Genomic DNA, 24,583 nt, shown 5'->3' with positions numbered 1-24,583 from the left:
TGTGGATTGGCGTTCGACTGTCAGGCCTGACCGTCAGGTTTAAGTAAGGCGCCGGGCGTACCTTGCACGCAAAGCAGTCATAAAGCCAACAGGAGACAACCATGTCCGCCATCGAGTCGGTGATGCAGGAGCATCGCGTTTTCAATCCCCCCGAAGCCTTTGCGAAGGATGCGGCCATTCCCAGCATGGACGCGTACAACGCCTTGTGCGCCGAGGCCGAGAAGGATTACGAAGGATTCTGGGCGCGCCATGCCCGCGAGCTGCTGCACTGGGACAAGCCGTTCACCAAGGTGCTCGACGAGAGCAACGCGCCGTTCTACAAGTGGTTCGACGACGGCGAGCTCAATGTCTCCTACAACTGTCTCGAACGGAATATCGACAAGGGTCTTGGCGACAAGACCGCAATCGTGTTCGAGGCCGACGACGGCACCGTCACGCACGTCAGCTACAAGGACATGCTGGCCAAGGTCAGCCGCTTTGCCAATGGCATGAAGGCCCTCGGCATCAAGAAGGGCGACCGCGTGGTCATCTACATGCCGATGTCCGTGGAAGGCGTCGTGGCCATGCAGGCGTGCGCACGTATCGGCGCCACGCACTCGGTGGTGTTCGGCGGCTTCTCGGCGAAGTCATTGCAGGAACGTCTGGTGGACGTGGGCGCCGTGGCGCTGATCACGGCCGATGAACAGATGCGTGGCGGTAAGGCGCTGCCGCTGAAGGCCATTGCCGACGAGGCGCTCGCGCTGGGCGGCTGCGAAGCCGTGAAGCACGTGGTCGTCTATCGCCGCACCGGCAATAACGTGGCCTGGACCGAAGGCCGCGACCGCTGGATGGAGGATGTCTCCGCCGGCCAGCCCGACTATTGCGAGCCGCAGCCGGTGGGTGCCGAGCATCCGCTGTTCGTGCTCTACACCTCGGGTTCCACGGGCAAGCCGAAGGGTGTGCAGCACAGCTCGGGCGGTTTCCTGCTGTGGGCACTGATGACGATGCGCTGGACGTTCGACATCAAGCCCAATGACCTGTTCTGGTGTACCGCCGATATCGGCTGGGTCACCGGCCATACCTATATTGCCTACGGCCCGCTGGCGGCTGGCGCCACGCAGGTAGTGTTCGAAGGGATTCCGACCTTCCCGAATGCCGGCCGGTTCTGGGAAATGATCCAGCGCCACAAGGTCAGCATTTTCTACACGGCGCCCACGGCAATCCGCTCGCTGATCAAGGCGGCCGAGGCGGACGAGAAAATCCATCCGAAACAGTACGACCTGTCCAGCCTGCGATTGCTGGGCACGGTAGGTGAGCCGATCAACCCCGAAGCGTGGATGTGGTACTACAAGAACATCGGCGGCGAGCGTTGCCCGATCGTCGATACGTTCTGGCAGACCGAGACCGGCGGCCACGTGATCACGCCGCTGCCGGGCGCCACGCCGCTGGTGCCGGGTTCGTGCACGCTGCCGCTGCCCGGCATCATGGCAGCCATCGTCGACGAGACCGGGCAGGACGTGCCGAACGGTAGCGGTGGCATCCTGGTGATCAAGCGTCCGTGGCCGTCGATGATCCGCACGATTTGGGGCGATCCGGAGCGTTTCAAGAAGAGCTACTTCCCGGAAGAACTCGGCGGCACGCTATACCTGGCCGGTGATGGTTCGATCCGCGACAAGGAAACGGGCTACTTCACGATCATGGGCCGCATCGACGACGTGCTGAACGTGTCAGGCCACCGCATGGGCACGATGGAGATCGAGTCGGCGCTGGTGTCCAATCCGATCGTGGCCGAGGCCGCCGTGGTGGGTCGTCCGGACGATACGACGGGCGAGGCCATCTGTGCGTTCGTGGTGCTCAAGCGCTCGCGTCCGACCGGTGACGAAGCCACCCAGATCGCGGCCGAACTGCGCAACTGGGTGGGCAAGGAGATCGGTCCGATCGCCAAGCCCAAGGACATCCGTTTCGGTGACAATCTGCCCAAGACCCGCTCGGGCAAGATCATGCGACGCCTGCTGCGTTCGCTGGCCAAGAACGAGGAAATCACGCAGGACACCTCCACGCTGGAGAATCCGGCCATCCTCGACCAGTTGAAGCAGACGCAGTAAGCTGCTGCGCGCGTGACCGATTCACGCTGTGCCCGTTCCGGCGTTGCCCGGGGCGGGCATTTTTGTTCCATCGCCTTGCGTTGTCGCTTCCTACGTTGATGCGTCATTGATGCCAGATACCCAGTCGCGTTTCCGCAACCGGTTGATGCTGTACTACGGCCTCTTCACGCTGGGCCTGTTCGCGTTCGTCGGCATGATGGGGTTGCTGGAGCATTCCAATGCAGATGCGTTGTGGCTCGGCTATGTTTTCCTGTTCGTCACGATTGCGATCTATGCGTGCATCGGGCTGATCTGCCGCACGTCGGATCTCAATGAGTACTACGTGGCGGGGCGGCGCGTGCCGGCGATGTTCAACGGCATGGCGATTGCTGCGGACTGGATGAGCGCGGCGTCGTTCATCGGGCTGGCCGGCATTATCTTTGCCTCGGGCTACGAGGGGCTGGCCTATGTCATGGGGTGGACGGGCGGCTACTGTCTGGTGGCGTTCCTGCTGGCGCCATACCTTCGCAAGTACGGCGGCTACACGATTCCCGATTTTCTCGCCGCACGCTACGGCAATGGCCGGCCGGGCGGCAACATTCCGGTGCGCGCGATTGCCGTGCTGGCCGCGTCGCTGTGTTCATTCGTCTATCTCGTGGCGCAGATCCAGGGCGTGGGACTGATCGTCACGCGTTTTATCGGCGTGGAGTTTGCGGTCGGCGTGTTCTTCGGCTTGGCGGGCATCCTCGTCTGCTCGTTCCTGGGCGGGATGCGTGCGGTGACCTGGACGCAGGTGGCGCAGTACATCATGCTGATCGTGGCGTTTCTACTGGCCGTGTCGTTGATCGCATGGAAGCATCATCAGCAGGTGCTGCCACAGATAGGTTATGGAGGGCTGCTGAACCAGATCGAAGCGGCGGAGCAGCGGCTGGAGAAAGACCCGGCGGAGCGGCAGGTGCGCGAGATGTTCCTGAAGCAGGCCGTGGACCTGCAGGATCGCATCGCACGGTTGCCGCAGTCGTTCATCGAGGACCGCAACGCGCTGGACGCGCGCCTGCTCGAACTCCGTGCGCGCAATGCGCCGCTACGCGAGATCAAGACTGTGGAGCGGGAGCGGCAGGCATTTCCGGTGGATGCAGCCGATGCCCAGCAGCAATGGAGCCAGATGCGCGCCGAGGCACTGAGCCGAAGCCAGCCATCGACACCATCGGCGGAACCCTATCCGGCTGCCAGCGAGCAGGAACGCGACACCCGCCGGCTTAATTTCGTATTGCTGGTGTTTTGCCTGATGGTGGGTACGGCGAGCCTGCCGCACATCCTGACGCGGCTCTATACGACACCTTCGGTCAAGGAAACGCGCAACTCGGTGGCCTGGGCCGTGTTCTTCATCGCACTGCTCTATGTCTCGGCGCCGACCCTCGCGGTGCTCGTCAAGGCGGAGTTCTTCCAGCATCTGGTGGGAACATCCTATGCCGACTTGCCGCAGTGGGTAGTGCAATGGCGCAAGGTGGATCCACCGGTCTTCGGCATTCGCGATATCAACGGGGACGGCATCGTGCAATGGGCCGAAATCCTGATCCAGCCCGACATGATCGTGCTGGCCGCGCCGGAAATCGCCGGGTTGCCTTACGTGATCTCCGGCCTCGTCGCCGCGGGCGCCCTGGCTGCCGCGCTGTCTACTGCCGATGGGCTGCTGCTGACCATCGCCAACGCGCTTTCACATGACGTCTACTATCACATGATCGACCGGCAGGCGAGCCACCAGCGCCGCGTGACCACGGCCAAGATCGTACTGCTGGCCGTGGCGTTGTTTGCCTCGTACGTCACCTCGCTGCGCCCCGGCAATATCCTGTTCCTCGTTGGCGCGGCGTTCTCGCTGGCGGCGTCGAGTTTCTTCCCGGTGCTGGTGCTGGCAATTTTCTGGCGCCGCACGACGGCAGCCGGCGCCGTGGCCGGCATGGCAACCGGACTCTCCGTTGCGGTCTACTACATCTTCGTCAACTATCCGTTCTTCACTCGCATGACGGGCATTTTCGGCAACCGCTGGTTTGGTGTGGACCCTATAGCGTCAGGTGCGTTCGGCGTACCAGCCGGGTTTGCCGCTGCGATTCTGGTAAGCCTGATCACGCCACGCAACGCGCCGGTGATCGACAGGCTCGTGAATTATTTGCGGAAGGGGTGAAGTCCGTTCTCTGGACACCCGTCCGGATCCTGTTATAATCGCCGACTTCCCGGAGAGATGGATGAGTGGTTGAAGTCGCACGCCTGGAAAGCGTGTATAGGTTAATAGCCTATCAGGGGTTCGAATCCCCTTCTCTCCGCCAGAATACGAACGCCCGCGCAAGCGGGCGTTTTCACATCCGGAGAGAAGCAAGCCAATAGTTTGGCTTGCGTAGGGGAGTCGAAGGGATTGGCTTGCAAGCCAATCCGCGGCCTGCGCCTGTGTAGGCGAATCCCCTTCTCTCCGCCAGAATACAAATGCCCGCGCAAGCGGGCGTTTTCGTTTCCATTCGTCGCGCGATGACTGCGCCGTCCGAAATTGTGAGGTTTACGCCCGGCCAACTGGCGCCTATAACGACAAGGTGCCCCGGAAGACACGGGTATCCGTACCACATCGTCTCGTAGCGCATTCTGGGAGGGCAAGACATGCCGTACCGCAAGATTGCTGGTGTCGTGATGGTGTTGCTCCTGACTGGTTGCCTGTCTCGCCAGACGAATCATCTCCTGCCTCCGGCGCCCGAGCCGCCGCGTATGTCGACGCAGCAGAATGCCAACGAGAAGGATGGCATGGGCGTGATGGCGCCTGCCGGCAGTACGTCGATACGAGCAGGGGATACGCCCGTCCGCTAGTGGGAGGGTAAGCGCTACGGCAGTGGTGGCCTGGTCTCATCGATTGTCTCGCGGTCAAATCCGAACAGGATCTGCCAGGGAGTCACTCGGGATACTGCGGAATTCCGGCCGGATTCGAATGCGCTGAGTATGTTCGAAGACATTGCGGCGTTCAGCGATGCCAGACCGATGATCGTTCCGCATGCCGCGAACCAGATGTTCCACTTCAGAGACCGGAAGTCCTTGCGAAGTTCCGCCATCTCGTTCTTGATAGCCTGGAAATCGGCTCTCCACTGCGCTCTCTCGTGTTTCTGGTTTTCGATGTCGGCCGCCAGATTGTCGCGGTGCTCCTGATGCCTGCGATCGTTCTCGGCCTTCCATTCCGCCAACGTCGCACGGAATTCGGCTGCGCGCCGTTCATGCTCGGCTTCACGCCGCTCATCATCCGCCCGCTCCTTGGCCCGCCGTCGTTCATACGAGTCGTTCCACTGCCGCCTTAATTCGGCCTCGGCCTCATACCTTTCCCTGGTCAAGGCCGAGAAGTGCGCCATCTGGATATCGAATTCGTTGCGGGTGATCGGACCGCTGCGTGTCCGTCTTCGTCTTTGCATACCTGATCCTCGTGAAAGAAGTGGTTCAGGTAAGACTGTCCACGGAACGGCAGTGGAGGGACATAAGACGATTCGCAAAATGCGGATGGATTGACTACGCTGAAACTGACTACGCCTCAGATCACGCGTTAAAACCACACTCACGGAGTCACGCATGTCGAAGGAAAGCTCGGGCATTGCCTTTCCCACCCTGATTGCGTTTGCCGTGGCCGGCATGGCGCTGACGGCGTCGATCGTGCTGGCGTACTACGCCACGCATCCGAACCGCATCGAACGGTAGGGCCAGGAAGGAGGGTCAGGCGGCGGCTTGCTCCACGCGGTTGCGGCCGCCGCGCTTGGCCATGTAGAGCGCTTCGTCGGCGCGGCCATAGGCGTGGGCGAAGGTGCGGCCCTGGGCGGACCAGCTCACGCCGAAGCTGGCGGTGATGGTCCGGTCCACTGGCGCGGCGCAGCGATAGCTGGCAATAGCCTCGCGCATCCGTTCGGCCAGGGCCATGGCGTCCGGCAGGGCGACGTCGGGCAGCAGCGCCGCGAATTCCTCGCCACCCACGCGGCCGATGGCACCTTCCGCGCAGATCGTGTCCTTGAGGCACGCGGTCACGCCGCAGATCACGGCATCTCCCACGGGGTGGCCGAAATCGTCGTTGAGCCGTTTGAAATGATCGATGTCGAGCACGATGAGCGCCAGGCTTCCGCGCGCCAGCGCGGCGGTGGCGAGGTCGATCACGGCGCCGCGATTCAGTGCACCGGTCAGTGTGTCGTGCGTGGCCCGATACTCCAGCTCCTGCGCCAGTTCCTGGAGCCGGTGGTTCAGCCGGTTCATCTCCAGTTCCTCGCGGTCGCTGCGACGGATCAGGCGACGGGTCTCGCGCATCAGCCGCTCGTAGTAGCTGATCAACTGACCCAGCGTATGGCGATAGGCGTCCTCGCCTGCGTCCACGTCGCAGAACACGGCCTTCGCGTGGGCGAGCACGCTGTTCTCGGAGTCGAACAGGTCCGGCTCGGTCACGGCGGACGGAAGGATGTCGCGGGGGGCGTTCAACGGTTCAACTGTTGGCGGTCACTTCGTCGATGAAGTCGATGGCCGGGAAGTCGGCATGCAGTTCCTGGCCGAACTCCAGGATCGTGTCGTCGTCCTCGTCGTGGAACCAGTGCAGGCGCACATGGTTGCCACGTTCGGCGGCTTCGTTGAGCGCATCGAACATGCTGAACAGCATCTTGGTGCTGGAGCTGTTGAAGTACGTCAGCGCCACGTTGACCGTGACCGACGCGTCCTCGCAGTCGGCCAGATAGCGGCGCAGGCGGGCGATGGCTTCGCCGTAGAAGACGGCCGCGTTCTCCGGATAGGATTCGCCCTTGAGCGATAGCGTGTGGCGCGCAAAGTCGAAGCTCACTTCTGGCGAGCTTGGCGTGGCGGCGATGAACAGGTTTTCCATGGCTGGCTCTGTGCGATCGGCGGATCAGATGGTGGCGACGAGCTGGAACATCGTCGAGACCGGGTCCGTGTCGATCGGCTGAAAGTTGTATTCGAGGGGGGCGCTGGCATCGCGTGCCATCGTCAGGAGTCCGAGTCCTGCCCCCTTGCTGCCTTCCGGTGCTTCGGCGCGCAGCGTCTGCTTGTAGGCGACCTTGATCTCGTCCAGCGTCATCGTGCGCACCTTTTCCAGCGCGCCGCGCAGTTGCTCCACGCGCATCGACGATACCGGGTTGGAGCACATCAGCCGGTAGTGCTCGTCCACCATGCTGATGCAGACCGATCCGTGGCGCAGTTGCCCGTCAGAATGGGATTCTTCCGTCAGCGAGTCGGACGAATAGTGCACGATATTCTGCGCCATCTCCACGAACGAGGAGAACAGCTTGCGTCGCGTAGGACCATCCACGCCGCTGACCGTGAGCTGCAGGCGCACGGCATCGGACATGGCGGCGATGATGTTCTGCGAGAAATAGCCGACGTAGTAGAAGATCACGTTGCGTTCCCGAGCCATCTGGAAGAACGGCTCATATTCCTTGTCAATCGAATGTGCGGCAGTCATGTGCGGGGGATGTGGCGCGCGGCCGGAATGGTCATCGCGCGCGGAAACAGAAGAAGGTCAGGTCGTCGCGACGACGCTGCTCGCCCTGCCAGGCCCGGTGCGCGTCGAGCACGGTCTCGCTGACGCTTACGGCCGAGGCGTCGGGTTGCGCGCAGATCGCCTCGCGCATGCGCCGCTTGCCGAACGCGATTTCCCGGGGGCCGCCGATCTGGTCGACCAGTCCATCCGTGGTCACGAATACCAGCGTGCCCGCTTGCGTGGGGACGGTGACGTTCTGCCAGGCAAAGTCCATGGCGGTGTCCACGTAGCCCACGCCCATGCGCGCGCCGTTGACCATCTCGCCATCGGCGTCGCCGGGCTGGCGGACAAACACAAACGACTTGGCGCCCGCAAAGGTCAGTGTGCGCGTGGCATTGTCGAACCAGAAGAACGCGGCATCCATGCCATCGTCCGACGCCGACGCGTCTGGCACCAGGCGCGGCTCGCGATCGTTCTGTCCGAGCATCTGCTTGATGCCGCGATTCACCGCGGCCAGCAGTGCGCCGGGATCGCGCGGTCCGAGTTGATCCAGCGCCTGGCCGAGCAGCGACGATGCGATCAGCGTCATGAATGCGCCCGGCACGCCGTGGCCGGTGCAATCGGCCAGCGCGGCGAACCAGCCATCTTCGAACGCGGCAAAGTGATAGAAATCTCCGCCTACCACGTCACGCGGTTCCCAGACCAGCGCGGCGTCGGGCAACGTGGCCGCCAGCGATTCGCGCGAGGTACGCAGCATCGCCCGCTGGATCGTGCTGGCGTAGTCGATGCTATGCATGATCTGGCGGTTGCGCTCGGCCTGCATGTCCGCCACTACGCGCATGAGTTGCAGACCTTGCCCCAACCCGATGTACTGGCCGTCGCGCGCGATGATGAATCCATCGGCCAGCGCTTTCTCGCCGTACTCCACGGTACGGAAGGTGAGGGCGTCGATACTCATGGCCGCGTCCACCACCAGCGGTTCCTTGTCCATGAACGCGATGCAGCTCTTGCGGTTGTAGAGTTCGCGGTGATACGGCTTGCTCATCTGGGACAGGAAGATCGACCGGTTGATCAGGCCGATGGGCTTGCCTTGCTCGGTGACGGGCAGGCAGGCGAGGTCGCGGTGCAGCCCGAAGACATCGAGCACATCCTGGTTCGTATGGTCGGTGGTGACGGATGGCGTCGGCGCGGCCAGATCCTCCGCGCAGGGCTGCCGGAAGCGCGGTCGGGCAGCCATAGGATCCACCAGAAAGCCGGACATGACGAAAGGACCAGGGAATTGGAAGGTCCAGAGTCTAGGCAGCGTTTATGACGAATCCGTGACGCGCAGTGTCATGCGGGTGTGATTCTCGGCCCCTCTCGCGAGGGGTGGCGGCATTAGGATTCCGGGGTGGTATCGGGAAGATCCGATGCTGGCGCGATGCCTAGCGCTCGCGCCAGCATCGGCCACCGCTGCATGGCTGCATGGGTCTCTACCTCGCCCTGCTGGTCGAAGTAGTGCTGCGCGTCGAAGCCCTCGACATGACGGGCCAGCGCGTCGATATCGTTGTAGGCGATGCCGGCCTTGCGCGACGTGATGGACCGGCTCAGGCCGGTGACCTTGCTCATTTCTGCTCCACCCATACGCCGTCCGGCGTATGGATCACGTAGCCTTCGGTGCGTTTCATCGTGATCGTGCCCTCGTTCTCGCCCACCATCGCGGTTTGTGGCAGGTCTTCGGCGTAGTGCGTCAGCGCGGGAGCGCCCGCACGGAACGGGCTGTCGGCCACGAGATTGAACACCAGTTGCGACAGACCGAGAAAACTCATCGGTGCGTCGATCGTCACAGGTGCAGCGGGTTGTCCCTGCGCCTGTGCCTGCGGTGCGGGCAGCCCCACGAGCTTGACGCCAACGGGAACGTGGATGATGTGCGGCGTGGGAATTTCCCGCAGGCCCGAGATCTGGTTCTTGTCGCCGCGCAGCGCTGCGCCGTGCTCGGGCACGAAGACCACCACAGCGCGGCGGCCCGACTTCTCGATCGAGTCGATGATGCGGTCCACGTCGTCGAGCAGAGCCTTCAGGCGCAGCGGGTACGACTCCAGGCTGGTCAGCCGCTTGCCGGGCAGCCGATTGCCATCGTGCAGCGTCACCGTGTTGTAGTACAGCGCCACGGGTTTGCGCGTCTTCGGCAGCCGGCTGTACCAGTGGTCGAAGGTGGCAAAGTCACCGAGGATCGGGGAATTGTCGAACGAGCGCATGGCCTCCGGTACGCCTTCGGTGGCCTCGGCCTGGATGCCCGGTACGCCAATCTCCTTTTCCACGATGGCGCGGAAATTGTCGAAGCGGCCATCGTGGTTCATCAGGATGTGCGGCGCAAATCCAGCCTGTGCCAGATCGGCGAACAGATGGCATTGCTCGGGATCGGGGTCATACAGGTCCTTGTGCGCCTCTTGTCCGCACGAGGCGCGCATCACGCGGATGGCCGCCGGGCCACTGTAGCTGGCCGCCGAGCTGAAGTTCTTGAACAGGTAGTCGAAGCGCGAGAGTAGCGGATGGTTGGTGCTCTTGGCCGCGTCGAGATCGTCCCAGGACAGCGAGCAGATATGCAGCAGGATGACGTCGAACTGCGCATCGGGACTCGCCGTCAGCGGCGTCATGGTGGCGCTGCGCTGTGCTTCCTTCTCGCGGAACGCGGCCAGGATGGCGTCGTAATTATTGGTGGCGTCGATGTTCGCACGCGGGCTGTCGGCCGTGCGCGCGGCGGCCTGTCGTGCGCCGGCACCCGGCAGGTTGACGCCGAGCCCATACCAGAACGGCATCGCGAACAGTGCGATCAGTACGAACGTGGTGGTGCGTACCCAGCGGTTGACCAGCAGGAACAGTGCAAGCACCAGCAGGGCGGCCACCACGAGCTGGATCGAAACGATCCGCTGCAGCAGTTCCAGCAGGTAGGCCGGTGTGAACTCGCTGATGTTGGTGAACTGCGAAATCACGCGCTCGAACGGCGGCAGTGTGGATTCGTGCCACGCGAGCGCGGCGCCGAAGCCGATGGCAAGAAGCTGTCGGATGATGCGCAGCGGGCGTGACTCCATCGGCGCCACCAGCAGCAGCGCGAACACGATATTGACGAGCCATATCGGATGCATCTGCCCGGTATGGAACAGGTAGAGCTTGACGAGAAAGTAGAGGTTCCAGAGTCCCATGAGGTCTCGCTTGCGTTTCCGTGCGAACGGTCAGGGCTGGCGCGATCGTCGTCGCGCGACGATGACGTCCACCGCATCCATGAAGGCATCGTAGAGCCGCAGCAGCCCCTGATAGCCCATTTCGATCACTTCCTTGAGGCTGCGCAGCGGCGCATCCACGCGTTCGTCGTCGAGCCAGTCGATCCATGCATCGGCACGGCCGAACGTGCACTGGATCAGTTGCGTTTCGCGCTGCACCGTCAGGTCTTCCATCCGCACCCCAAGATGGCGATTGACGTTGCGCGTGACCACGGCGGGAAAGTGATAGGTGCGTGGTCCGCGCGACAGGCAGACGCCCAGGCGTGCGCCTTCCTGCAGCGGCACGTCGATCGGCAGCACCACGCCGAGACCACCCATCGAATAGTTCTCGGTCTTGCACGCCAGCGTGCGTCCATCGGGCAGCAGCAGCGTGGCCGGCACGCGCATGGGAATGCGGTGCGAAACGCGCACCTGCCGCGCCTCGCGTGCCACGCCGATGGCCGCGCCCAGCATCATCAGGTTGAACAGCGCCCACGCCATGTTCATCAGCACTGTGGCCGGCTCTTCGGTGCCCGTGAACAGTAGCCGTCCGATACCGGCGCCCAGGCCAATGATGTTCAGCGCCAGCAGGAACAGGTAGGGCTTGGAGATGGTCCAGTCGAGGTAGTCATCGGCAATCTGCCCGCCCTTGGCCGTGACGTTGAACTTGCCCGCGCGCGGATTGATAAAGGCAACAGTAGTGGGCAGCACGATGTACCACGCCAGCACGGACTCGTAGACCTCGGCCCAGAACGAATGCCGGAAGCGGCCCTGTAGCCGGGAGTTGGTGATGTTGGCGATCATCAGGTACGGCAGCACATAGGCGGTGATCATCAGTGCCGAGGTATTGATCACGTGCAGCCCGAAGTACAGGTACGCAATCGGCATTGTCAGGAAGATCAGCCGGGGGATGCCGTAGAAGAAGTGCAGCATCGCGTTGCTATAGCAGAGGCGCTGGAAGAACTTCAGTCCCTTGCCGAGCATTGGATTGTCGAGCCGGAAGATCTGCGCCATGCCGCGTGCCCAGCGGATGCGCTGCCCGATATGGCCTGACAAACTTTCCGTCGCGAGCCCTGCCGCCTGCACCGTGCGCAAATACGCGCTGTTGTAGCCACGGCGGTGCAGCTTCAGCGCCGTGTGCGCATCCTCGGTCACGGTCTCGACAGCGATGCCGCCGACTTCGAGCAGCGGCCCGCGCTTGATCACCGCGCACGATCCGCAGAAGAACGTGGCATTCCAGAAATCGTTGCCGTCCTGGATGAGTCCGTAGAACAGGCTGCCCTCGTTTGGTACGCGACGGAAGGTGTCGAAGTTGCGCTCGAATGGATCGGGCGAGAAGAAGTGGTGCGGCGTCTGCACTAGCGCGCATTTCGGATCGGCGAGAAACTCGCCCATCGTCATCTGCAGGAAAGAGCGCGTGGGGATGTGGTCGCAGTCGAAGATCGCCACGTAATCGCCATGGGTCTTTGGCAGCGCCGCGTTGATGTTGCCCGCCTTGGCGTGACGGTTGTCCGTACGTGTCAGATAGCCGACGCCTGCCTCCCTGGCGAACGCCTCGATATGGGGCCTGCGGCCATCGTCGAGGATGAACACGCGCAACTTGTGCGCGGGCCAGTCCATGCTGCGCGCGGCGAAGACAGTTGGCTGGATGACGTTCAGCGATTCGTTGTACGTGGGGATGAAGACATCGACCGTCGGCCACTGCGTGGCATCCACCGGCAGCGGCTTGGGTTTGCGGTGCAGCGGCCAGGCGGTCTGCAGATAGCCGAGTGCCAGCACGATCCACGTATAGATTTCCGCCGCGAAAAGGATATAGCCTACGGCGGCTTCGGTGGGCGTGGCGAACTGCAGCGTCTGCGTGGAACGCCACCACATGTAGCGGCCCGCCATCAGCGTTGACAGCGCGATCATCGTGATCGTGGCCAGCCGGCCGGGTACGCGTCGCACGATCGACAAGCCGATCCAGATCACGGCGAACATCAGGATCTGATCCGCCAGCGGCAACGGCGTTGTGCTGACCGCGAGCACGGCGATAGCAGCGAGCACCAGCGAGACAGGCAGTACGAACGGAATGCGGCCGATGCGCGCCGACATCGTTTCAGTGACGTACGCCACGCGATTCCAGTCGGGCCGCGGCAACCGTTTCGATAGCTTGTACCGCAAACGGCTCATGCCGTGCCATACAGGTTCGACGATACGGTCGAGCGCGCGCCGCAGCCAGCCGGTGCGCTCGGGGTCGACCGTACCGCTGCGCTGTTTGCGCGGATCGGCTGCCAGTCGCACGCGGGGTTTCGGCGGACGCACGAACAGTCGCCAGATCCACGTGCCGGCGTGGATGTGATTGCGGTTGCGCCCATTGGCGACACCTAGCCGGGCGAGTGCGCGCCGATAGAGCAAGGTGGCCCACTCGGCGGGGATGTCGGGCTTGCCGGGGCGGGGCGGTTGGAAGAACAACCGCAGCAACCAGTCGCCGATATGCGGCTGGGCACTGGTGCTGGTGCCAACGCCGAGCTGGCGCGACAGCCAGTCGCGTACCGACGCGAACCGCATCCGCATACCCGGCGAGCGCGCATTCATGCCGCACTCCCCTCTGCGATGGCGGACTCGGGGGTGTCGATCCACGCGGCCAGCCACGATGCGAGGCCATTCAGATCGTGCGCGGCCTGCGAGTGCGGCGTGCTGCGACTAAAGCTCTCGCTGCGCGCCAACGCATCGGGCACGCTGCTGTCCTCGTGCACGTGATAAGGCAACATCGCGGCGCCCAGCATCGCCTGCAGCATGGCGATGATGTCGACATGAAGCTGACGGGCAGGATTCAGCCGCGTGGCGAGATACCGCGCGGTCTTGCCGCGTGCAGCGAGGCTGTCGGCCAGGCGGCGCACCGTCAGGCAGGTCTCGGGCTGTGTCGGGAGCAGCACCAGCACAAGGTCAGCCGCGTCGATCGCCTGGTCCGCATGGGCGGAGGGCCACGGCGTGGTGTCGATCAGGATCGCGCCACCGTTGGGCAGATCCACGGCTTCCACCTGACGGGCGAGCCAGTTCGCGGGCAGGCGCTCCATCGCACCGGCTTCGACGCTGTCGCCCCAGGGGACGAACAGCACGCCATCGTCGCTGCGCTGGCCCGCTGCCGCCCATGACGCGGGCGCGGTAGCGTGCAGGCAGGCACCGAGTCCGTCGATGGCCGCCTCACGCAGGCCGAAGTGAAAACCCAGCACATTGCGCGGATCGCACTCCATGGCGAGCACCGCATGATTGCGCCACGCCAGCAGCGAGGCCAACTCCGCCGTGAGCGTGCTGCGTCCGGCGCCGCCCGTGGTGGACACGATTGCGATGGTCCGGCTCATGTCGCTCATCGGCCGTCTCCGCTGCGCACCTGCCGCTTGCCGCGTATCACCATGGCCTGCAACTGCGGCGGCAGGCGCACGGCGCGGCGTGGTCGGGGTGCTGTCCAGCGCGGCAGCCAGCGCAGCAGGTCGAGGCGCCACGTCAGCCACGCCAGTGGCGCCGCCAGGATCAGTCCCCAGATGAAGTAGCCGAGAAAGATGGGCATGGGTCAGTCCTGAGGTTTGAGTGGCACCGGATAGTGCTCGGGCAGCGCGCGTGCGGCACCCTGCGTGGCGCGCCGGGGTGTCACCAGCGGCAGCGTGGCCGGTGCGGGTGCATCGACGATGACGGTATCCCTGGAGGTTTCCGGCTGCGCGGGCGGATGGCTGTCCCGCTGCGCAGGCAGCCACGTGCTGTAGTCGGGCGGCGGATACTCGGCCACTTCGGCATCGAAACGGGTCAGCACTGCCGTGATGGATTCGGCATCGCCGCTGCGCAGGTCGCCCTGGAACAGATCGGCCATGGGTTTGCGGAACACGCGCTGGCAGACCGCATCCACATCGTCCATGCGGCAGGCGAAGAAGAAAGCGTAGAGACTGTCGGCGCCAGCCGTGCACAGATCGCCCGCGCGGCTCATCTGGCAGGCGCGCAGGGCGTCGATGTGCGCCACCTCCGGCAGCAGCGGCAGTTGCAGCAGCACATGCGGCAGCTTGACCATGCGGCTGCGGTCCACCGCATCGCGCAACAGTGCGATGAAGGTCGAGGCGGTGACGTAGCCGCTGGCCGTGGTGGTCAGCACGGCCGACAGCGCTTCGTGATAGTCGGCAAGGATGGGCCGTGAGAACACCTGTCCTTGCAGGCCATCGATCATGGATTGCATACGCGCGAAAGGCGTGCGTTGCGCAACCACGGCATTGGCGCCGAGGTTCAGCATGAGCAGTTCGTAGTGCTGGCGCATGGCTTCGCGGTCCTCGCGGATCACGATTTTCAAGGCGCGGCCCGCACTGCGCCGCAACCGGTGGACCTGCCCCGCCAGCATCTCCAGGTCACGACTGCCGGCGTAGTGCAGGATCACAGTGGCTGCCACCGATTTGCTCGCGGTTGCCACTGCGGCTTCATTGCTATCCACCACGCGCCAGGATTCGGGGATAAAGCGCTCGCGCAGCACGGCGTCGCGACTGGCAATCACGCGATCCTCGTCCGGCGCCAGCATGCCCGCATCTTCCACGGCGCCCTGGTAGGTATCGGCGGCCACCATCAGCCGCTGCTCGTGCGGTGCAAAGCGCAGACGGATCACTTCACCGGCCACCACGGCCTGATCGTCGCGCCAGAAGGCCACTTCCCAGGTGTATTGCCCCTGTTGCTGAGATAACTGCACCGCTCCGGCAAAGCGCCCATGAAACCCTTGCAGGTCAGGCGGCGCGTGGCCCGCTTCGAGTTCGGGCGGTGCCATCACGAGCAGCAGCGCGCACCGCTCCTGCGCGCACCAATCGCCGAGACGTCCACCGGCCTGCGTCATCGCAGTGGCGTCCTGCCAGTCGATAAACGCTTCGGCACCTTCCACGAGGAACGGTGTGCCACGCGCGCCGCATTGATCCACCAGCGCGTCCAGGGCTTCCATCAATGCATCGATGCCGGCGCGGCCCGGTTGGGGTTGCAGGGCGCACAGGTTGGCACGCGCATGCATGGCGCGCGGCACGTCGATATCGAGGCCATGTTCGCGCAACGCGCCAGCAATGCCTGCCGCATCGCGGTTCGCCAGTACACAGGCGGGGCCGCGCAATGCAGATGCGGCGGTTTGCCAGAACAGCGCATCGCGCGCAGGCGAGGACCGCGCGTAGACCACGTGTGCCCGGCCCGGCGTCAGCGTGGCCAGTGCGGGCGCGAGTCCTTCGATGGCGAGCATGCTGCGCGCCTGCAGTCGCGCGAGCAGCGGGGCGCGCGAAGACGCAGGGGAAGAAGCGGGGCGGCTGGCGGCGTCGTTCATCGCTGGCTCGTTATCTCAATAGGCCGAGTAGGGGCGGACCGGCGTGGGCGGGAAGGGCACCGGCATCTGCCGCTTGTCGAACAGGTAGCGTAGCCACGCCATGGCGCGGTTCGGCGCGTAGTCGCGCGAGCGGTCGATCGAAAATCCCGCGCCCACCACCCAGTGCGGCGCGAACGTGTATTCCACCGTGGCGCCGAGCGTGTAGCTGAATCCACCGCCCGATCCGCCGCCATACTTTGCGTCGCCGCTGAGTGCCTGCAGGTCCGGGCGCGTCGGGAAGAATGGCGCTTCGTCCTCGTACGTGAAGGACCACCCCGCCGAGCCGATGAAGCGCCACGACCACTTGGCGTAGCGGCCTGTCCAGTCCAGCGGAATGCCGAACGACACATAGCGCTGCGGGCTGTAGTAGCCGCCGTGGCCGAACGTGTAGAAGCGCTGGTTCTCCGAGTAGTGCCAGTAGTTGACGACCAGGCCGCTTGTCACGTGCTGGTCGCGCTGCGTGTAGACCGGCACATCGAAGCCCGTGCGCACTGTGACTTCGCGATTGGTTTTCACGTTGTCACCAGTGTAGAGGCCGTAACCGACGTCGGCAAACAGGCCGACGCGGCCCACGTCGCGCGCGTACCGCACGTGTACGCCATTGCGCACGATGCCGCCCCATGTCTCGCCCGTCACCGGGTCACGCGCGCCCGCGTACGAGATCAGGGAACTGGTCTGCGCGCGCCGCGAGATATCGACGGTCACGGCTTGCGCACCCAGGTCCGCGCGATAGCGGAAGCCACCTACCACGGTGGATTCGAGAAAGCCCAGCGGCGTGGTGCCGATATCGGCGCGCCAACTGTTGTAGGCACCGTCGTACTCGTAGCCAGCGGCCAGCGCCACACCTTTGTCGTTTTCGCCGATATTGCCGAGCCCAGCATTGCCCAGCGCGGGAATTTTGCCGAATTCGAGGTTGCGGATGCTGCTGGCGCCGCGCAATGTGCCGGCATCGAGCAGCACGGTATCGGCATGAAAAAAGGCGTGGCCCGCGTAGCCGTTCGGAATCCGCACATAGAGCGGGATCTCGGTGGCATGGAGCTTGGAGATGCCATCGTCGCCGGACTTGTTCGACTGCATCACCGCTGTGGACACTTCGCCCTGTCGGCGCGCCTCCAGCCCGGCAAGCGCGCGTTGTGCGGGCGTGCCATCGCGGCCGGGCGTGACGCTCTCGCGTTGCTCCAGGCCCAGCGCCGAGCGATAGATCTGCGCGGCGTCGTTGAAGTCGCCGCGAGACTGGGCGATGCGTCCGCGCTGCACCGTGATGTCGGCGCTATTCGGAAAACGTGCGTCGAGGGCATCCACGACTTCAGTGGCTTCGTCCTCGTGGCGCATCGCGGTGAAGCGGCGCGCTACCGACAGGCGTGTATCGATATCGTCCTCGGGTGTTTCGGCCAGCACGGTGCGCACGATGTCGAGCGCCTGCGTGGTGTCGCCGCGTCGCTCGTACTGGCGCGCGAGGGTGAGTTGCGCGCCAGCGTCGTGCGGCTGCGTGGCCAGCACCTGACGCGCGGCATCGGCGGCGCCCTTGTAGTCGCCATCGGCTTCGCGCAGATCGGCCAGTGTCAGCAGCCAGCGCCGGTCGGTCTGCTGCGCGGCGGGCACGGCGTCGAGCGTGCGCTGTGCCTGTTTCAAGTCGCCAGCATCGATCTGCCGGTCTGTCTCGCGCAGCGCCAGGCGCAGGGACTGGTCGGCCACGTCGCGACGTTCTTCGGGCGTGATGCCGGGCAGGGCGTTGGTCTCCGCGATCCATTGGCGCAGGGCATCGTCGCGATCGGCTGCGGCAAGCAGTTCGCCATAGCGCAGGCGGATGTCGATGTGCGGATCGCCGGGATGTGCGGCAAGCCAGTCGCTGACCAGTGCGAGTCCCTTGTCGGCTTCGCCCAATGCAATCCATTCGCGGCCAATCGACGCCAGCATGTGGCCGTCGTCCTTCGCTTCCACGGCAGCCTGTTCCAGCAATTGCCGCGCCTCCGCATCGCGCCCTTCGGCCACGCGCTGGCGCGCATCGCGCAGCATCTGCTGGGCCGCAAGGTTGTGGCCGAGATTGCGCATGCCTTCGGAGCGGTCGGCCTGCGGCACGGCAGCGAGGATGGTTGCAGCGGCGTCGATGTCATCGACGCTGTTCAGATACAGCGCGGTGGCATAGCGCATCTCGCTGTTCGGCGCGGTTCGCATGCCATCGTCCATTACGCTGCGGCCGAGTGCGGGCAGCCCAAGATCGCGATAGACGCGTGCGAGCGTGAAGCGCGTCCACGGCGCATCGGGCTGCAGACGGATAGCGTCTTCGAGATTGTGGATGGCGGGGCTGCGCTTTTGTTGCGCGAGCAGGCGGTCCGCGCGGGTGGAGAGCAGGTCCGCACGCATCGCGCGCAGGTCGCTGGCCGAACCGCGCATGCGCGCTTCCTGGCTGGCGATCAGCGGGCCCACTTCATCGTCGCGGCCTTCCTTCTGCAGCAACTCGGCCAGCGTGCGCAGCGTGCCGACTTCCGGTTTGGGCCGCGCCAGCATCTTGCGCAACAGCGCCTCGGCTTCCGCGTCCTTGTTCTGCGCGACGAGCGCATCGGCCAGCACGGCCTCGGCGTTCTCGTTGTTGGGTTGCTGGGCGAGGGCCTGACGCGCCAGTGCTTCGGCTTCGGCGGGCTTACCTTGTTGGTTGGCCTCGCGCGCACGGGCGACCGTGCCCCAGAACGTGGCCGTGGCAATCAGACCGCGCCACTTGTTGCTGGGATCGAGCTGCTGCGCGCGCGTGAACAGTTCGCGTGCTTCGTCGTGACGACCTTCGCGCAACCGCACGAGTCCGAGACCGCCCACGACCTCGGCATCGTTACGGCGCTTCTGATACGCCTTTTGCAGCGCGATGTCGGCGTCACGCGTGTTGCCGCGTTCGAGCTGGTTCAGGCCGCGCTGCCGCGCCTGATAGGCCGGGTCTGCTTCCACCTTTTGCCGGGCGGTCGCGCGTTTGCCCAGCGCGGCCAGCGTTTCCTGCGCGGACTTGTCATCGGGCGCTTCTTTCACGTACCGCTCGAACCAGACGTAGTAGTTGGGGTCGTCGTTGACGCGATTGAGCGTACGGCGCCACAGGTCCAGTGCCGTGGTGCGGTCGCCGTCGGGCCGTTGCGTCATGCGATAGAGAATGCCGAGACCTTCCTGCCGCGTGGCTTCACGGTCGGTCAGCAGGTCTGCCAGCGCCAGTTGCAGGTAGTTGTCATCGGGATGCTCGCGGGTGCGGCGCCGCAGTTCCGAGATCGCCTCGTTGCGGCCTGCTGCAGTGCTCGACAGGATGCGGTAGTAGTCGCGCGCCAGATCGCCATCGGGCGCGCCGCGCGGAAACAGCTTGCGCAGGCGTGCCACGGCTTCGTCGTCCTTGCCGGTGCGCGCCGCGAGCCGTGTGGTGGCCATCTCGCGCTTGTCACGCGTGGCGATGCGGCAGGCGTCTTCCAGTTCGAGCGCGGCGGCGCTGCCCGGCGCGGCGGCCTGTAGTGCCTTGAGATACTTGTCCGCTTCGGCGGGGCGGTTCGAGCGGATCTCGATCAGCCCCATCAGTTTCAGGGCCTCGGGCTGCCTGGGATCGATGACGAGCGCTTTTTCCAGAATGCCGCGCGCCATGTCGGCGCGATTCTTGGCCTCCCACATCCGGGCGGCCGACAACAGTTGCACCATCTGCGCGGACGGTGCGGCTGCGGATGCTGGCGCTGCATTGGCAGCGAGGCCGGGAAGGGCGGGACTGGCCAGCAGCAGCGCCAGCGCAGGGGCTAACGCGTGGCGGGGCATGTGGCATCCCAGGCCGGCACCAGCGTGCCGTCCGCTTCGAAGCGGAAATGTTCTTCCAGATAGCCAAGCCCGAACAGCGCCAGCACCTGGCTGTAGTAACCGAATGGCTCCTGCGCGGCCAGCGTGCGGGCGCGGCTTACCTGCTTGGCAGCCACGCCGTCCTGCCCCAGCGCGGCGAGGTAGGGCGCCACGGCTGCGGAGAATCCGCCGTTGCCAGCGTTCGGGCCGAACGTGCCCGCTTGCGTATCGACGTGCTCGGGCGGGTGGCCATGCGTGGCCACGTAGTCGGCCATCGGACGGAATGCCTGCAGCGCCGTGGTGCGCAGCGGGTCGCGCGGGGCCATCATGCCGATCCAGAGATAGACGCGGATCGCGTTGTACGAGCCGTTGGCCAGCGTCTGCGTATCGGGCACGAAGCCGCGCCCCTTCTGATAACCGACCCAGTCCGGCGAGAAGCCCTTCGGCGCGGTATCGACGATGAGTTTGGCCGAGGTCTCCACCAGTGCCTGCCAGCCGCTTTCCTCGGGCAGTGCTGCGGCCAGGCGCCGCATGACGGGCATCGGCACATAGCTGGGATTGAGCCGCCAGAGATCGGGCGAGGGATGGAAACCCACGGGCCCCGGCAACAGCGTGCGGCCCAGGCCAGGCAGGACCGCCGTTTCCTCGCGCATCACGCGGCGGGCCATCAGCGTGCCCAGTGCCGTGTAGCGGCGCTCCTTCCAGAGCCGGCCCGCTTCCAGCAGCGTGTAGGCGATCCACAGGTCGGCATCGGAGGCGGGGTTGGCATCGAGCACGCCCCACTTGCCGATTTGATCGCCTTCGGTGTGCTTGCCCCAGATCCACGCGGGCAGATGTGCCACGAGATCGCCCTGGGCGAGGTTGTTCTCGGTCCAGGTCAGCAGCTTGTCGAAGGTGGCGCGGTCATTGGCGGCCAGCGCAAAGAACAGGCCGTAAGCCTGTCCTTCGGACACCGTGGCCTGCTGCGGCGTGCTGGCGTCGATCACGCGGCCATCCGGGCTGATCGTGGTGCGGCGGAAGGCTTCGTAGTCGGGCCAAGGGCAGGTGGCGGCGAAGCCGGGCGCGACGCCACCCAGCGCGCAGGCCAGCAGGCAGCCCGCAGCCATCCGTCGCAGCCAGCCCTTCGCCCTTGGCACGTCAGCCACCATTGCGCCGCGCCGCGAGCCGGCCCAGCGCCCAGAACAGCGTCAGTGCCACGAGCAGCCCGGCCAGGATGCCGGCCACGGCAAGCAGCGCCGGATGCGCCGACATCTTCATCCAGAGCCGCGCATACCAGGGCAGGTTGCCGACGTAGTAGGTGTCGCCCAGCCGCAGCCCCTCCAGCTCGCGCTGCCGGATCACGGTCAGGTCGCCACGGATCTGCGAGACCTTGCCGGGATCTTCCAGCACATCGAGCACGTCTCGCACGCGTTCGTCGCTCGATGCGGTGATGGCCACCACGCTGCGCTGTTCCGCAAATGGCGATTCAAAGCCGATCAGCGCCGCCATCGGGCCATCGGCGGTCAGGATCGCGCGGCCCGCCGGCGAGATGTTCTCTTCCTCGATCCCGCTGAGCCAGTTCGACCATGCATGGGTGCGCTGGTCGCGCAGCGTGATCTCGGTCTTGCCGCGTTCGATCAGCAACGGCAGGGACTTGCCCCAGCCCTGCAGCACCTGCGCGGCGCTGCCCGTGCCGATCACCACCAGATTGCGATCCTTGACCGATTCGATCGACTTGGCCGGCACCACGGTCACGCGCAGCGACGGCAGGCCGGTCCACTTGCCCATATGGCCGAGCACGGTCAGCAGCGCTTCCTGATCGGTGGCGGTGGGCGCATCGGGCATCACGATGGCGGTGTCCGAGAGGTCCGCCATGCGCGTGAACGGATAGCCGCTGTTGGCGAAGAAGGCGAGGTTCGGCATCGCCGCGTAGTGCAGGAAGCCGCTGAAATCGATCGACGAATCGGGGTCCACCGCCGCACGCGCCACGTTGGCGGCGGTGGACGAGCACAGCCCGGTCTTTTGCGAATCGATATGGAACCGGAACTGCATCTGGTTGTTGCTGCCCACACGGAACGCGGGGATCAGGATCGAGTTGCTGACCGTGGCGCTGCCGCCGGACAGCAGCGGCACGGCTACCACGTTCTCGTCGGTCTGCACCGTCAGCGGCTTGAGCCGGTACGAGCGCACGAGCTGGTCGTTGACGTCGATGCTGAGTACCGAGTCGTTGTACGTGGACGGCGCGGTGTAGCGATACTTCATGCTCAGCGGCACGGCACGGTCGTTCCAGCCGAATAGGTCGGCCGGCACGCGCAGGTTCACGCGGATGGCGTCGGGTGTGGCGCCCGATACCTGCAACTGCTGCGGATCGGTCACCAGTTCCTTGAACATGACCGGACGATCCACCGGTGCCCAGGCGGGCGCGTCATACGGGCGGCGTGGCTTGCCGAGGTCCACCGACTGCACGGCGGCGCGCGGGCCTGCCATGCCAGCCTTGCCAAGCACCACGGCGTTGGCGGCGATTTCAAGCTCCTGCGGCGTGCGGCCGGCCAGCACGAGCAGTTTGCGCGACGGATCGGCCGGATTCGGCATCACGCTGACCGACGGGCCTTCGATCTTCTCGATGCGGATGCCATCGGGCTGGGCATTGGGCAGTACCAGCGCAATCGCGTTGGTATCGGCTGGCGCGGTGCGTGCCACGGGGAAGCGCAGTTCGCGATAGCTGGCCAACGCGCCCAGCCACGACGCCACCACGCCAGCGGCGCGCAGTGTTGCGGGATCGGCACCGGCGGGCAGCATGAACGGCACGGTCACGCGGCGATTGTCACGCCGGTCGAAAAACGGCGCGGGCAGCAGCGCCAGGCTGTCGGGCAGCGTGATGCCGGCCTTGGTCAGCGTCAGCGAGCTGGTGGGGCTGATGTCGGTCCACAGGCTCGAATGGTACGGGTCCTCGCAATGATCGAGCGTGTAGTGCGCGATCATCTGCACGTTGATGCGATTGAAGTCCGTGAAGAAGCGGGGATCCAGATCGATCTCACGCGAAATCTGCTGGCCCGCGTGCTCCTTGTCTAGCGGAATCGTGGCCACGACTTCGTCGTTGAGCCGCACCTTCAGGTGTGAGAGCGGATAGATCAGCGAGGGCGAATACGTGAAGACGAGCTTCAGCTTGGCGGCGGTCACCACTTCGTCCAGACGTACGCCGACATTGACGGTGCGGTCCGGGTCCAGCCCGCGCAGCGGGATCGTGTAGTTGGCGCCCATCTGGGCGAAGGTCAGGGTCTGGCTGCGCCCCGGGGGCAGGGCAGTGGCATCGGAGGCGGGGGCGGATGCCGGGGTGGAAGGTTTGACTGCGGTGGGGGGCGGGGGCGTTCGGGTGGTCTGTGCCGCCGCATCGGGAATGCCTCCCGCTGGAAAGGTTGCAGGCAGCAGCGCCAACAGCAGGGCCGGTCGCAATCTGCGGAGTCGGACGTGTCGCAGGCCTGACAGGAGTTCCTTCATATGGGGCGCCCTGTGAAGATTGCGCAGCAGTTCACTGCGGAGAGAAGGTACTGCGTGGCGAATATAGCACGTGGAAAACGGCCAGCAGCAAGGCTTTCCGGGCAGCAGGCAGTGAATTAAGAAAGATTCAATTCAGACCCGCGTTGGTATTTAAATAATTAAATTCTGAAGCGCCGAAATTGCCGGAGTGCGGTAAGTTCGACAATTTCCTGAAGCGCGGCATGCAGATTTTGCATAAGGGCAGGAAGGGGCGTGTGGAAGAATGCCGGTACACCCTTCTCTTTCCGAGCCTTCGAAAATCGCCATGTCCCAAGCTGCCGCCGAACCCATCGTCTTCCTGAACGGGGACCTGCTTCCCGTCTCCGAAGCCCGCATTCCTGTCCTCGACCGGGGCTTCATCTTTGGCGACGGCATTTACGAGGTCATTCCCATCTACAACGGCAAGCCGTTTCGCGGGGCGCAACATCTGGCGCGCCTGGCGCGCAGCCTGGATGGCATCGGCATTCCCAATCCCTATACGGAATCGGAATGGCACGCACAGATCCAGAAGGTGATCGATGCCAACGGACTGGCTGACCAGATGATCTACATGCAGGTCACGCGTGGCGTGGCCAAGCGTGCGCATGCCTTCCCGAAGGAAGTCACGCCTACCGTGCTGATCATGACCAATCCGATGGTGCTGCCTCCGGCTGCCTCGGTGCAGCAGGGCGTGGCATGCGTGACGATGGAAGACCGCCGCTGGCTCAACTGCCAGATCAAGTCCACGTCGCTGCTGGGCAATGTGCTGGCGGCCCAGGTGGCGGCCGAGGCTGGCGTGACCGAGGCCATCCAGTTTCGCGACGGCTATCTGACCGAGGCATCGGCCTCCAATGTGTGGGTGGTCAGCCAGGGCCGCGTGGCCGCGCCGCCGAAGGACAACCTGATCCTGGAAGGTATCCGCTACGGCCTGATGGAAGAACTGTGCGCCGCGATGGACATCTCGTTCACGGCGCGCCGGATTGCGCGCGACGAAGTGTTCGGCGCCGACGAGGTGATCATCTCGTCGGCCAGCAAGGAACTGCTGCCGGTGGTGACCATCGACGGCAAGACCATCGGCGCGGCCAAGCCGGGTCCGGTGTTCCAGCGCCTGTATGCGGCATATCAGGCGGCCAAGGCGGCGCTCTGATCGCCTGCT

19 protein-coding genes and 1 tRNA gene are annotated in these 24,583 nt (G+C 64.8%); 6 read left to right on the top strand and 14 right to left on the bottom strand.

The annotated features are described in order from the left end of the window. The first annotated feature begins 101 nt into the window (after positions 1-101). From acs to GA566_RS10475, 4 genes are all read left to right on the top strand, one after another. Positions 102-2,084 (top strand): acetate--CoA ligase, encoded by a 1,983-nt coding sequence (gene acs, locus GA566_RS10490; protein ID WP_160472707.1) that lies wholly within the window; start codon positions 102-104, stop codon positions 2,082-2,084. A 109-nt stretch (positions 2,085-2,193) separates the two neighbouring features. Beyond that, positions 2,194-4,245, top strand: a complete 2,052-nt coding sequence (locus tag GA566_RS10485) for a sodium:solute symporter family protein (RefSeq protein WP_160472706.1) — start codon at positions 2,194-2,196, stop codon at positions 4,243-4,245. A 51-nt stretch (positions 4,246-4,296) separates the two neighbouring features. Further along, a tRNA-Ser gene (locus tag GA566_RS10480) sits at positions 4,297-4,387 on the top strand. Positions 4,388-4,709: 322 nt separating this feature from the next. Continuing rightward, positions 4,710-4,913 carry a hypothetical protein gene (locus tag GA566_RS10475; protein WP_137927867.1) on the top strand — a complete coding sequence of 68 codons (204 nt, stop codon included), beginning with the start codon at positions 4,710-4,712 and terminating at the stop codon, positions 4,911-4,913. A gap of 14 nt (positions 4,914-4,927) precedes the next feature. On the opposite strand, the gene GA566_RS10470 is transcribed toward GA566_RS10475, so the two are convergent. Continuing rightward, positions 4,928-5,503, bottom strand: a complete 576-nt coding sequence (locus GA566_RS10470) for a hypothetical protein (protein ID WP_160472705.1) — start codon at positions 5,501-5,503, stop codon at positions 4,928-4,930. 154 nt (positions 5,504-5,657) lie between these two features. On the opposite strand from GA566_RS10470, the gene GA566_RS33545 reads away from it, so the two are divergent. Then, complete coding sequence (locus tag GA566_RS33545) at positions 5,658-5,783, top strand: hypothetical protein (protein WP_255459328.1); 126 nt, start codon at positions 5,658-5,660, stop codon at positions 5,781-5,783. Between the two features lie 15 nt (positions 5,784-5,798). Here the strand turns inward: GA566_RS33545 and GA566_RS10465 are convergent, their stop codons facing one another. From GA566_RS10465 to bcsB, 13 genes are all read right to left on the bottom strand, one after another. After that, complete coding sequence (locus GA566_RS10465) at positions 5,799-6,512, bottom strand: GGDEF domain-containing protein (protein WP_137927875.1); 714 nt, start codon at positions 6,510-6,512, stop codon at positions 5,799-5,801. A 37-nt stretch (positions 6,513-6,549) separates the two neighbouring features. Then, on the bottom strand, positions 6,550-6,939 hold the full coding sequence (locus tag GA566_RS10460; RefSeq protein WP_160472704.1) for a DUF1987 domain-containing protein: 390 nt from the start codon (positions 6,937-6,939) through the stop codon (positions 6,550-6,552). A gap of 24 nt (positions 6,940-6,963) precedes the next feature. Next, positions 6,964-7,536 (bottom strand): SiaB family protein kinase, encoded by a 573-nt coding sequence (locus GA566_RS10455; protein ID WP_137927864.1) that lies wholly within the window; start codon positions 7,534-7,536, stop codon positions 6,964-6,966. A 31-nt stretch (positions 7,537-7,567) separates the two neighbouring features. Then, positions 7,568-8,791, bottom strand: coding sequence for a SpoIIE family protein phosphatase (locus tag GA566_RS10450; RefSeq protein ID WP_237380139.1), 1,224 nt, complete (start codon positions 8,789-8,791; stop codon positions 7,568-7,570). Between the two features lie 140 nt (positions 8,792-8,931). Beyond that, on the bottom strand, positions 8,932-9,162 hold the full coding sequence (locus tag GA566_RS10445) for a YhjR family protein (protein WP_237380137.1): 231 nt from the start codon (positions 9,160-9,162) through the stop codon (positions 8,932-8,934). Continuing rightward, positions 9,159-10,736, bottom strand: coding sequence for a cellulose biosynthesis protein BcsG (bcsG, locus tag GA566_RS10440; protein ID WP_137927862.1), 1,578 nt, complete (start codon positions 10,734-10,736; stop codon positions 9,159-9,161). The genes GA566_RS10445 and bcsG overlap by 4 nt, the downstream gene beginning before the upstream one ends. Before the next feature lie 30 nt (positions 10,737-10,766). Further along, positions 10,767-13,370 (bottom strand): UDP-forming cellulose synthase catalytic subunit, encoded by a 2,604-nt coding sequence (bcsA, locus tag GA566_RS10435; RefSeq protein ID WP_160472702.1) that lies wholly within the window; start codon positions 13,368-13,370, stop codon positions 10,767-10,769. Continuing rightward, complete coding sequence (gene bcsQ / locus GA566_RS10430; RefSeq protein WP_237380135.1) at positions 13,367-14,146, bottom strand: cellulose biosynthesis protein BcsQ; 780 nt, start codon at positions 14,144-14,146, stop codon at positions 13,367-13,369. Before bcsQ ends, bcsA begins: the two co-directional genes overlap by 4 nt. Next, positions 14,143-14,343, bottom strand: coding sequence for a hypothetical protein (locus tag GA566_RS10425; RefSeq protein ID WP_137927860.1), 201 nt, complete (start codon positions 14,341-14,343; stop codon positions 14,143-14,145). Before GA566_RS10425 ends, bcsQ begins: the two co-directional genes overlap by 4 nt. A 3-nt stretch (positions 14,344-14,346) precedes the next feature. Continuing rightward, positions 14,347-16,104 carry a cellulose biosynthesis protein BcsE gene (gene bcsE, locus GA566_RS10420; protein ID WP_160472701.1) on the bottom strand — a complete coding sequence of 586 codons (1,758 nt, stop codon included), beginning with the start codon at positions 16,102-16,104 and terminating at the stop codon, positions 14,347-14,349. Positions 16,105-16,119: 15 nt separating this feature from the next. Next, positions 16,120-19,914 carry a cellulose synthase subunit BcsC-related outer membrane protein gene (locus GA566_RS10415; protein WP_160472700.1) on the bottom strand — a complete coding sequence of 1,265 codons (3,795 nt, stop codon included), beginning with the start codon at positions 19,912-19,914 and terminating at the stop codon, positions 16,120-16,122. Continuing rightward, a complete protein-coding gene (gene bcsZ / locus GA566_RS10410) occupies positions 19,896-21,080 on the bottom strand; it encodes a cellulose synthase complex periplasmic endoglucanase BcsZ (protein ID WP_171020506.1) in 1,185 nt (394 codons plus the stop codon). Before bcsZ ends, GA566_RS10415 begins: the two co-directional genes overlap by 19 nt. Next, on the bottom strand, positions 21,070-23,409 hold the full coding sequence (gene bcsB, locus GA566_RS10405; RefSeq protein ID WP_370459286.1) for a cellulose biosynthesis cyclic di-GMP-binding regulatory protein BcsB: 2,340 nt from the start codon (positions 23,407-23,409) through the stop codon (positions 21,070-21,072). The genes bcsZ and bcsB overlap by 11 nt, the downstream gene beginning before the upstream one ends. A gap of 304 nt (positions 23,410-23,713) precedes the next feature. Between bcsB and GA566_RS10400 the strand changes: the two genes are divergently transcribed. After that, positions 23,714-24,574: a D-amino acid aminotransferase gene (locus GA566_RS10400; protein WP_137928586.1), complete on the top strand. Its 861-nt coding sequence runs from the start codon at positions 23,714-23,716 to the stop codon at positions 24,572-24,574. Positions 24,575-24,583 lie beyond the last annotated feature (9 nt).

It is taken from the genome of Cupriavidus sp. SW-Y-13 (assembly GCF_009793345.1).
In the GTDB taxonomy this organism is placed as follows: Bacteria; Pseudomonadota; Gammaproteobacteria; order Burkholderiales; family Burkholderiaceae; genus Cupriavidus.
This window is presented reverse-complemented; position numbering and strand designations above follow the sequence as displayed.

Coding starts and splice junctions, on each gene's coding strand:
- acs (WP_160472707.1), top strand. CDS start 102: ATGTCCGCCATCGAGTCGGTGATGCAGGAGCATCGCGTTTTCAATCCC.
- GA566_RS10485 (WP_160472706.1), top strand. CDS start 2,194: ATGCCAGATACCCAGTCGCGTTTCCGCAACCGGTTGATGCTGTACTAC.
- GA566_RS10475 (WP_137927867.1), top strand. CDS start 4,710: ATGCCGTACCGCAAGATTGCTGGTGTCGTGATGGTGTTGCTCCTGACT.
- GA566_RS10470 (WP_160472705.1), bottom strand. CDS start 5,503: ATGCAAAGACGAAGACGGACACGCAGCGGTCCGATCACCCGCAACGAA.
- GA566_RS33545 (WP_255459328.1), top strand. CDS start 5,658: ATGTCGAAGGAAAGCTCGGGCATTGCCTTTCCCACCCTGATTGCGTTT.
- GA566_RS10460 (WP_160472704.1), bottom strand. CDS start 6,939: ATGGAAAACCTGTTCATCGCCGCCACGCCAAGCTCGCCAGAAGTGAGC.
- GA566_RS10455 (WP_137927864.1), bottom strand. CDS start 7,536: ATGACTGCCGCACATTCGATTGACAAGGAATATGAGCCGTTCTTCCAG.
- GA566_RS10450 (WP_237380139.1), bottom strand. CDS start 8,791: ATGGCTGCCCGACCGCGCTTCCGGCAGCCCTGCGCGGAGGATCTGGCC.
- GA566_RS10445 (WP_237380137.1), bottom strand. CDS start 9,162: ATGAGCAAGGTCACCGGCCTGAGCCGGTCCATCACGTCGCGCAAGGCC.
- bcsG (WP_137927862.1), bottom strand. CDS start 10,736: ATGGGACTCTGGAACCTCTACTTTCTCGTCAAGCTCTACCTGTTCCAT.
- bcsA (WP_160472702.1), bottom strand. CDS start 13,370: ATGAATGCGCGCTCGCCGGGTATGCGGATGCGGTTCGCGTCGGTACGC.
- bcsQ (WP_237380135.1), bottom strand. CDS start 14,146: ATGAGCGACATGAGCCGGACCATCGCAATCGTGTCCACCACGGGCGGC.
- GA566_RS10425 (WP_137927860.1), bottom strand. CDS start 14,343: ATGCCCATCTTTCTCGGCTACTTCATCTGGGGACTGATCCTGGCGGCG.
- bcsE (WP_160472701.1), bottom strand. CDS start 16,104: ATGAACGACGCCGCCAGCCGCCCCGCTTCTTCCCCTGCGTCTTCGCGC.
- GA566_RS10415 (WP_160472700.1), bottom strand. CDS start 19,914: ATGCCCCGCCACGCGTTAGCCCCTGCGCTGGCGCTGCTGCTGGCCAGT.
- bcsZ (WP_171020506.1), bottom strand. CDS start 21,080: ATGGTGGCTGACGTGCCAAGGGCGAAGGGCTGGCTGCGACGGATGGCT.
- bcsB (WP_370459286.1), bottom strand. CDS start 23,409: ATGAAGGAACTCCTGTCAGGCCTGCGACACGTCCGACTCCGCAGATTG.
- GA566_RS10400 (WP_137928586.1), top strand. CDS start 23,714: ATGTCCCAAGCTGCCGCCGAACCCATCGTCTTCCTGAACGGGGACCTG.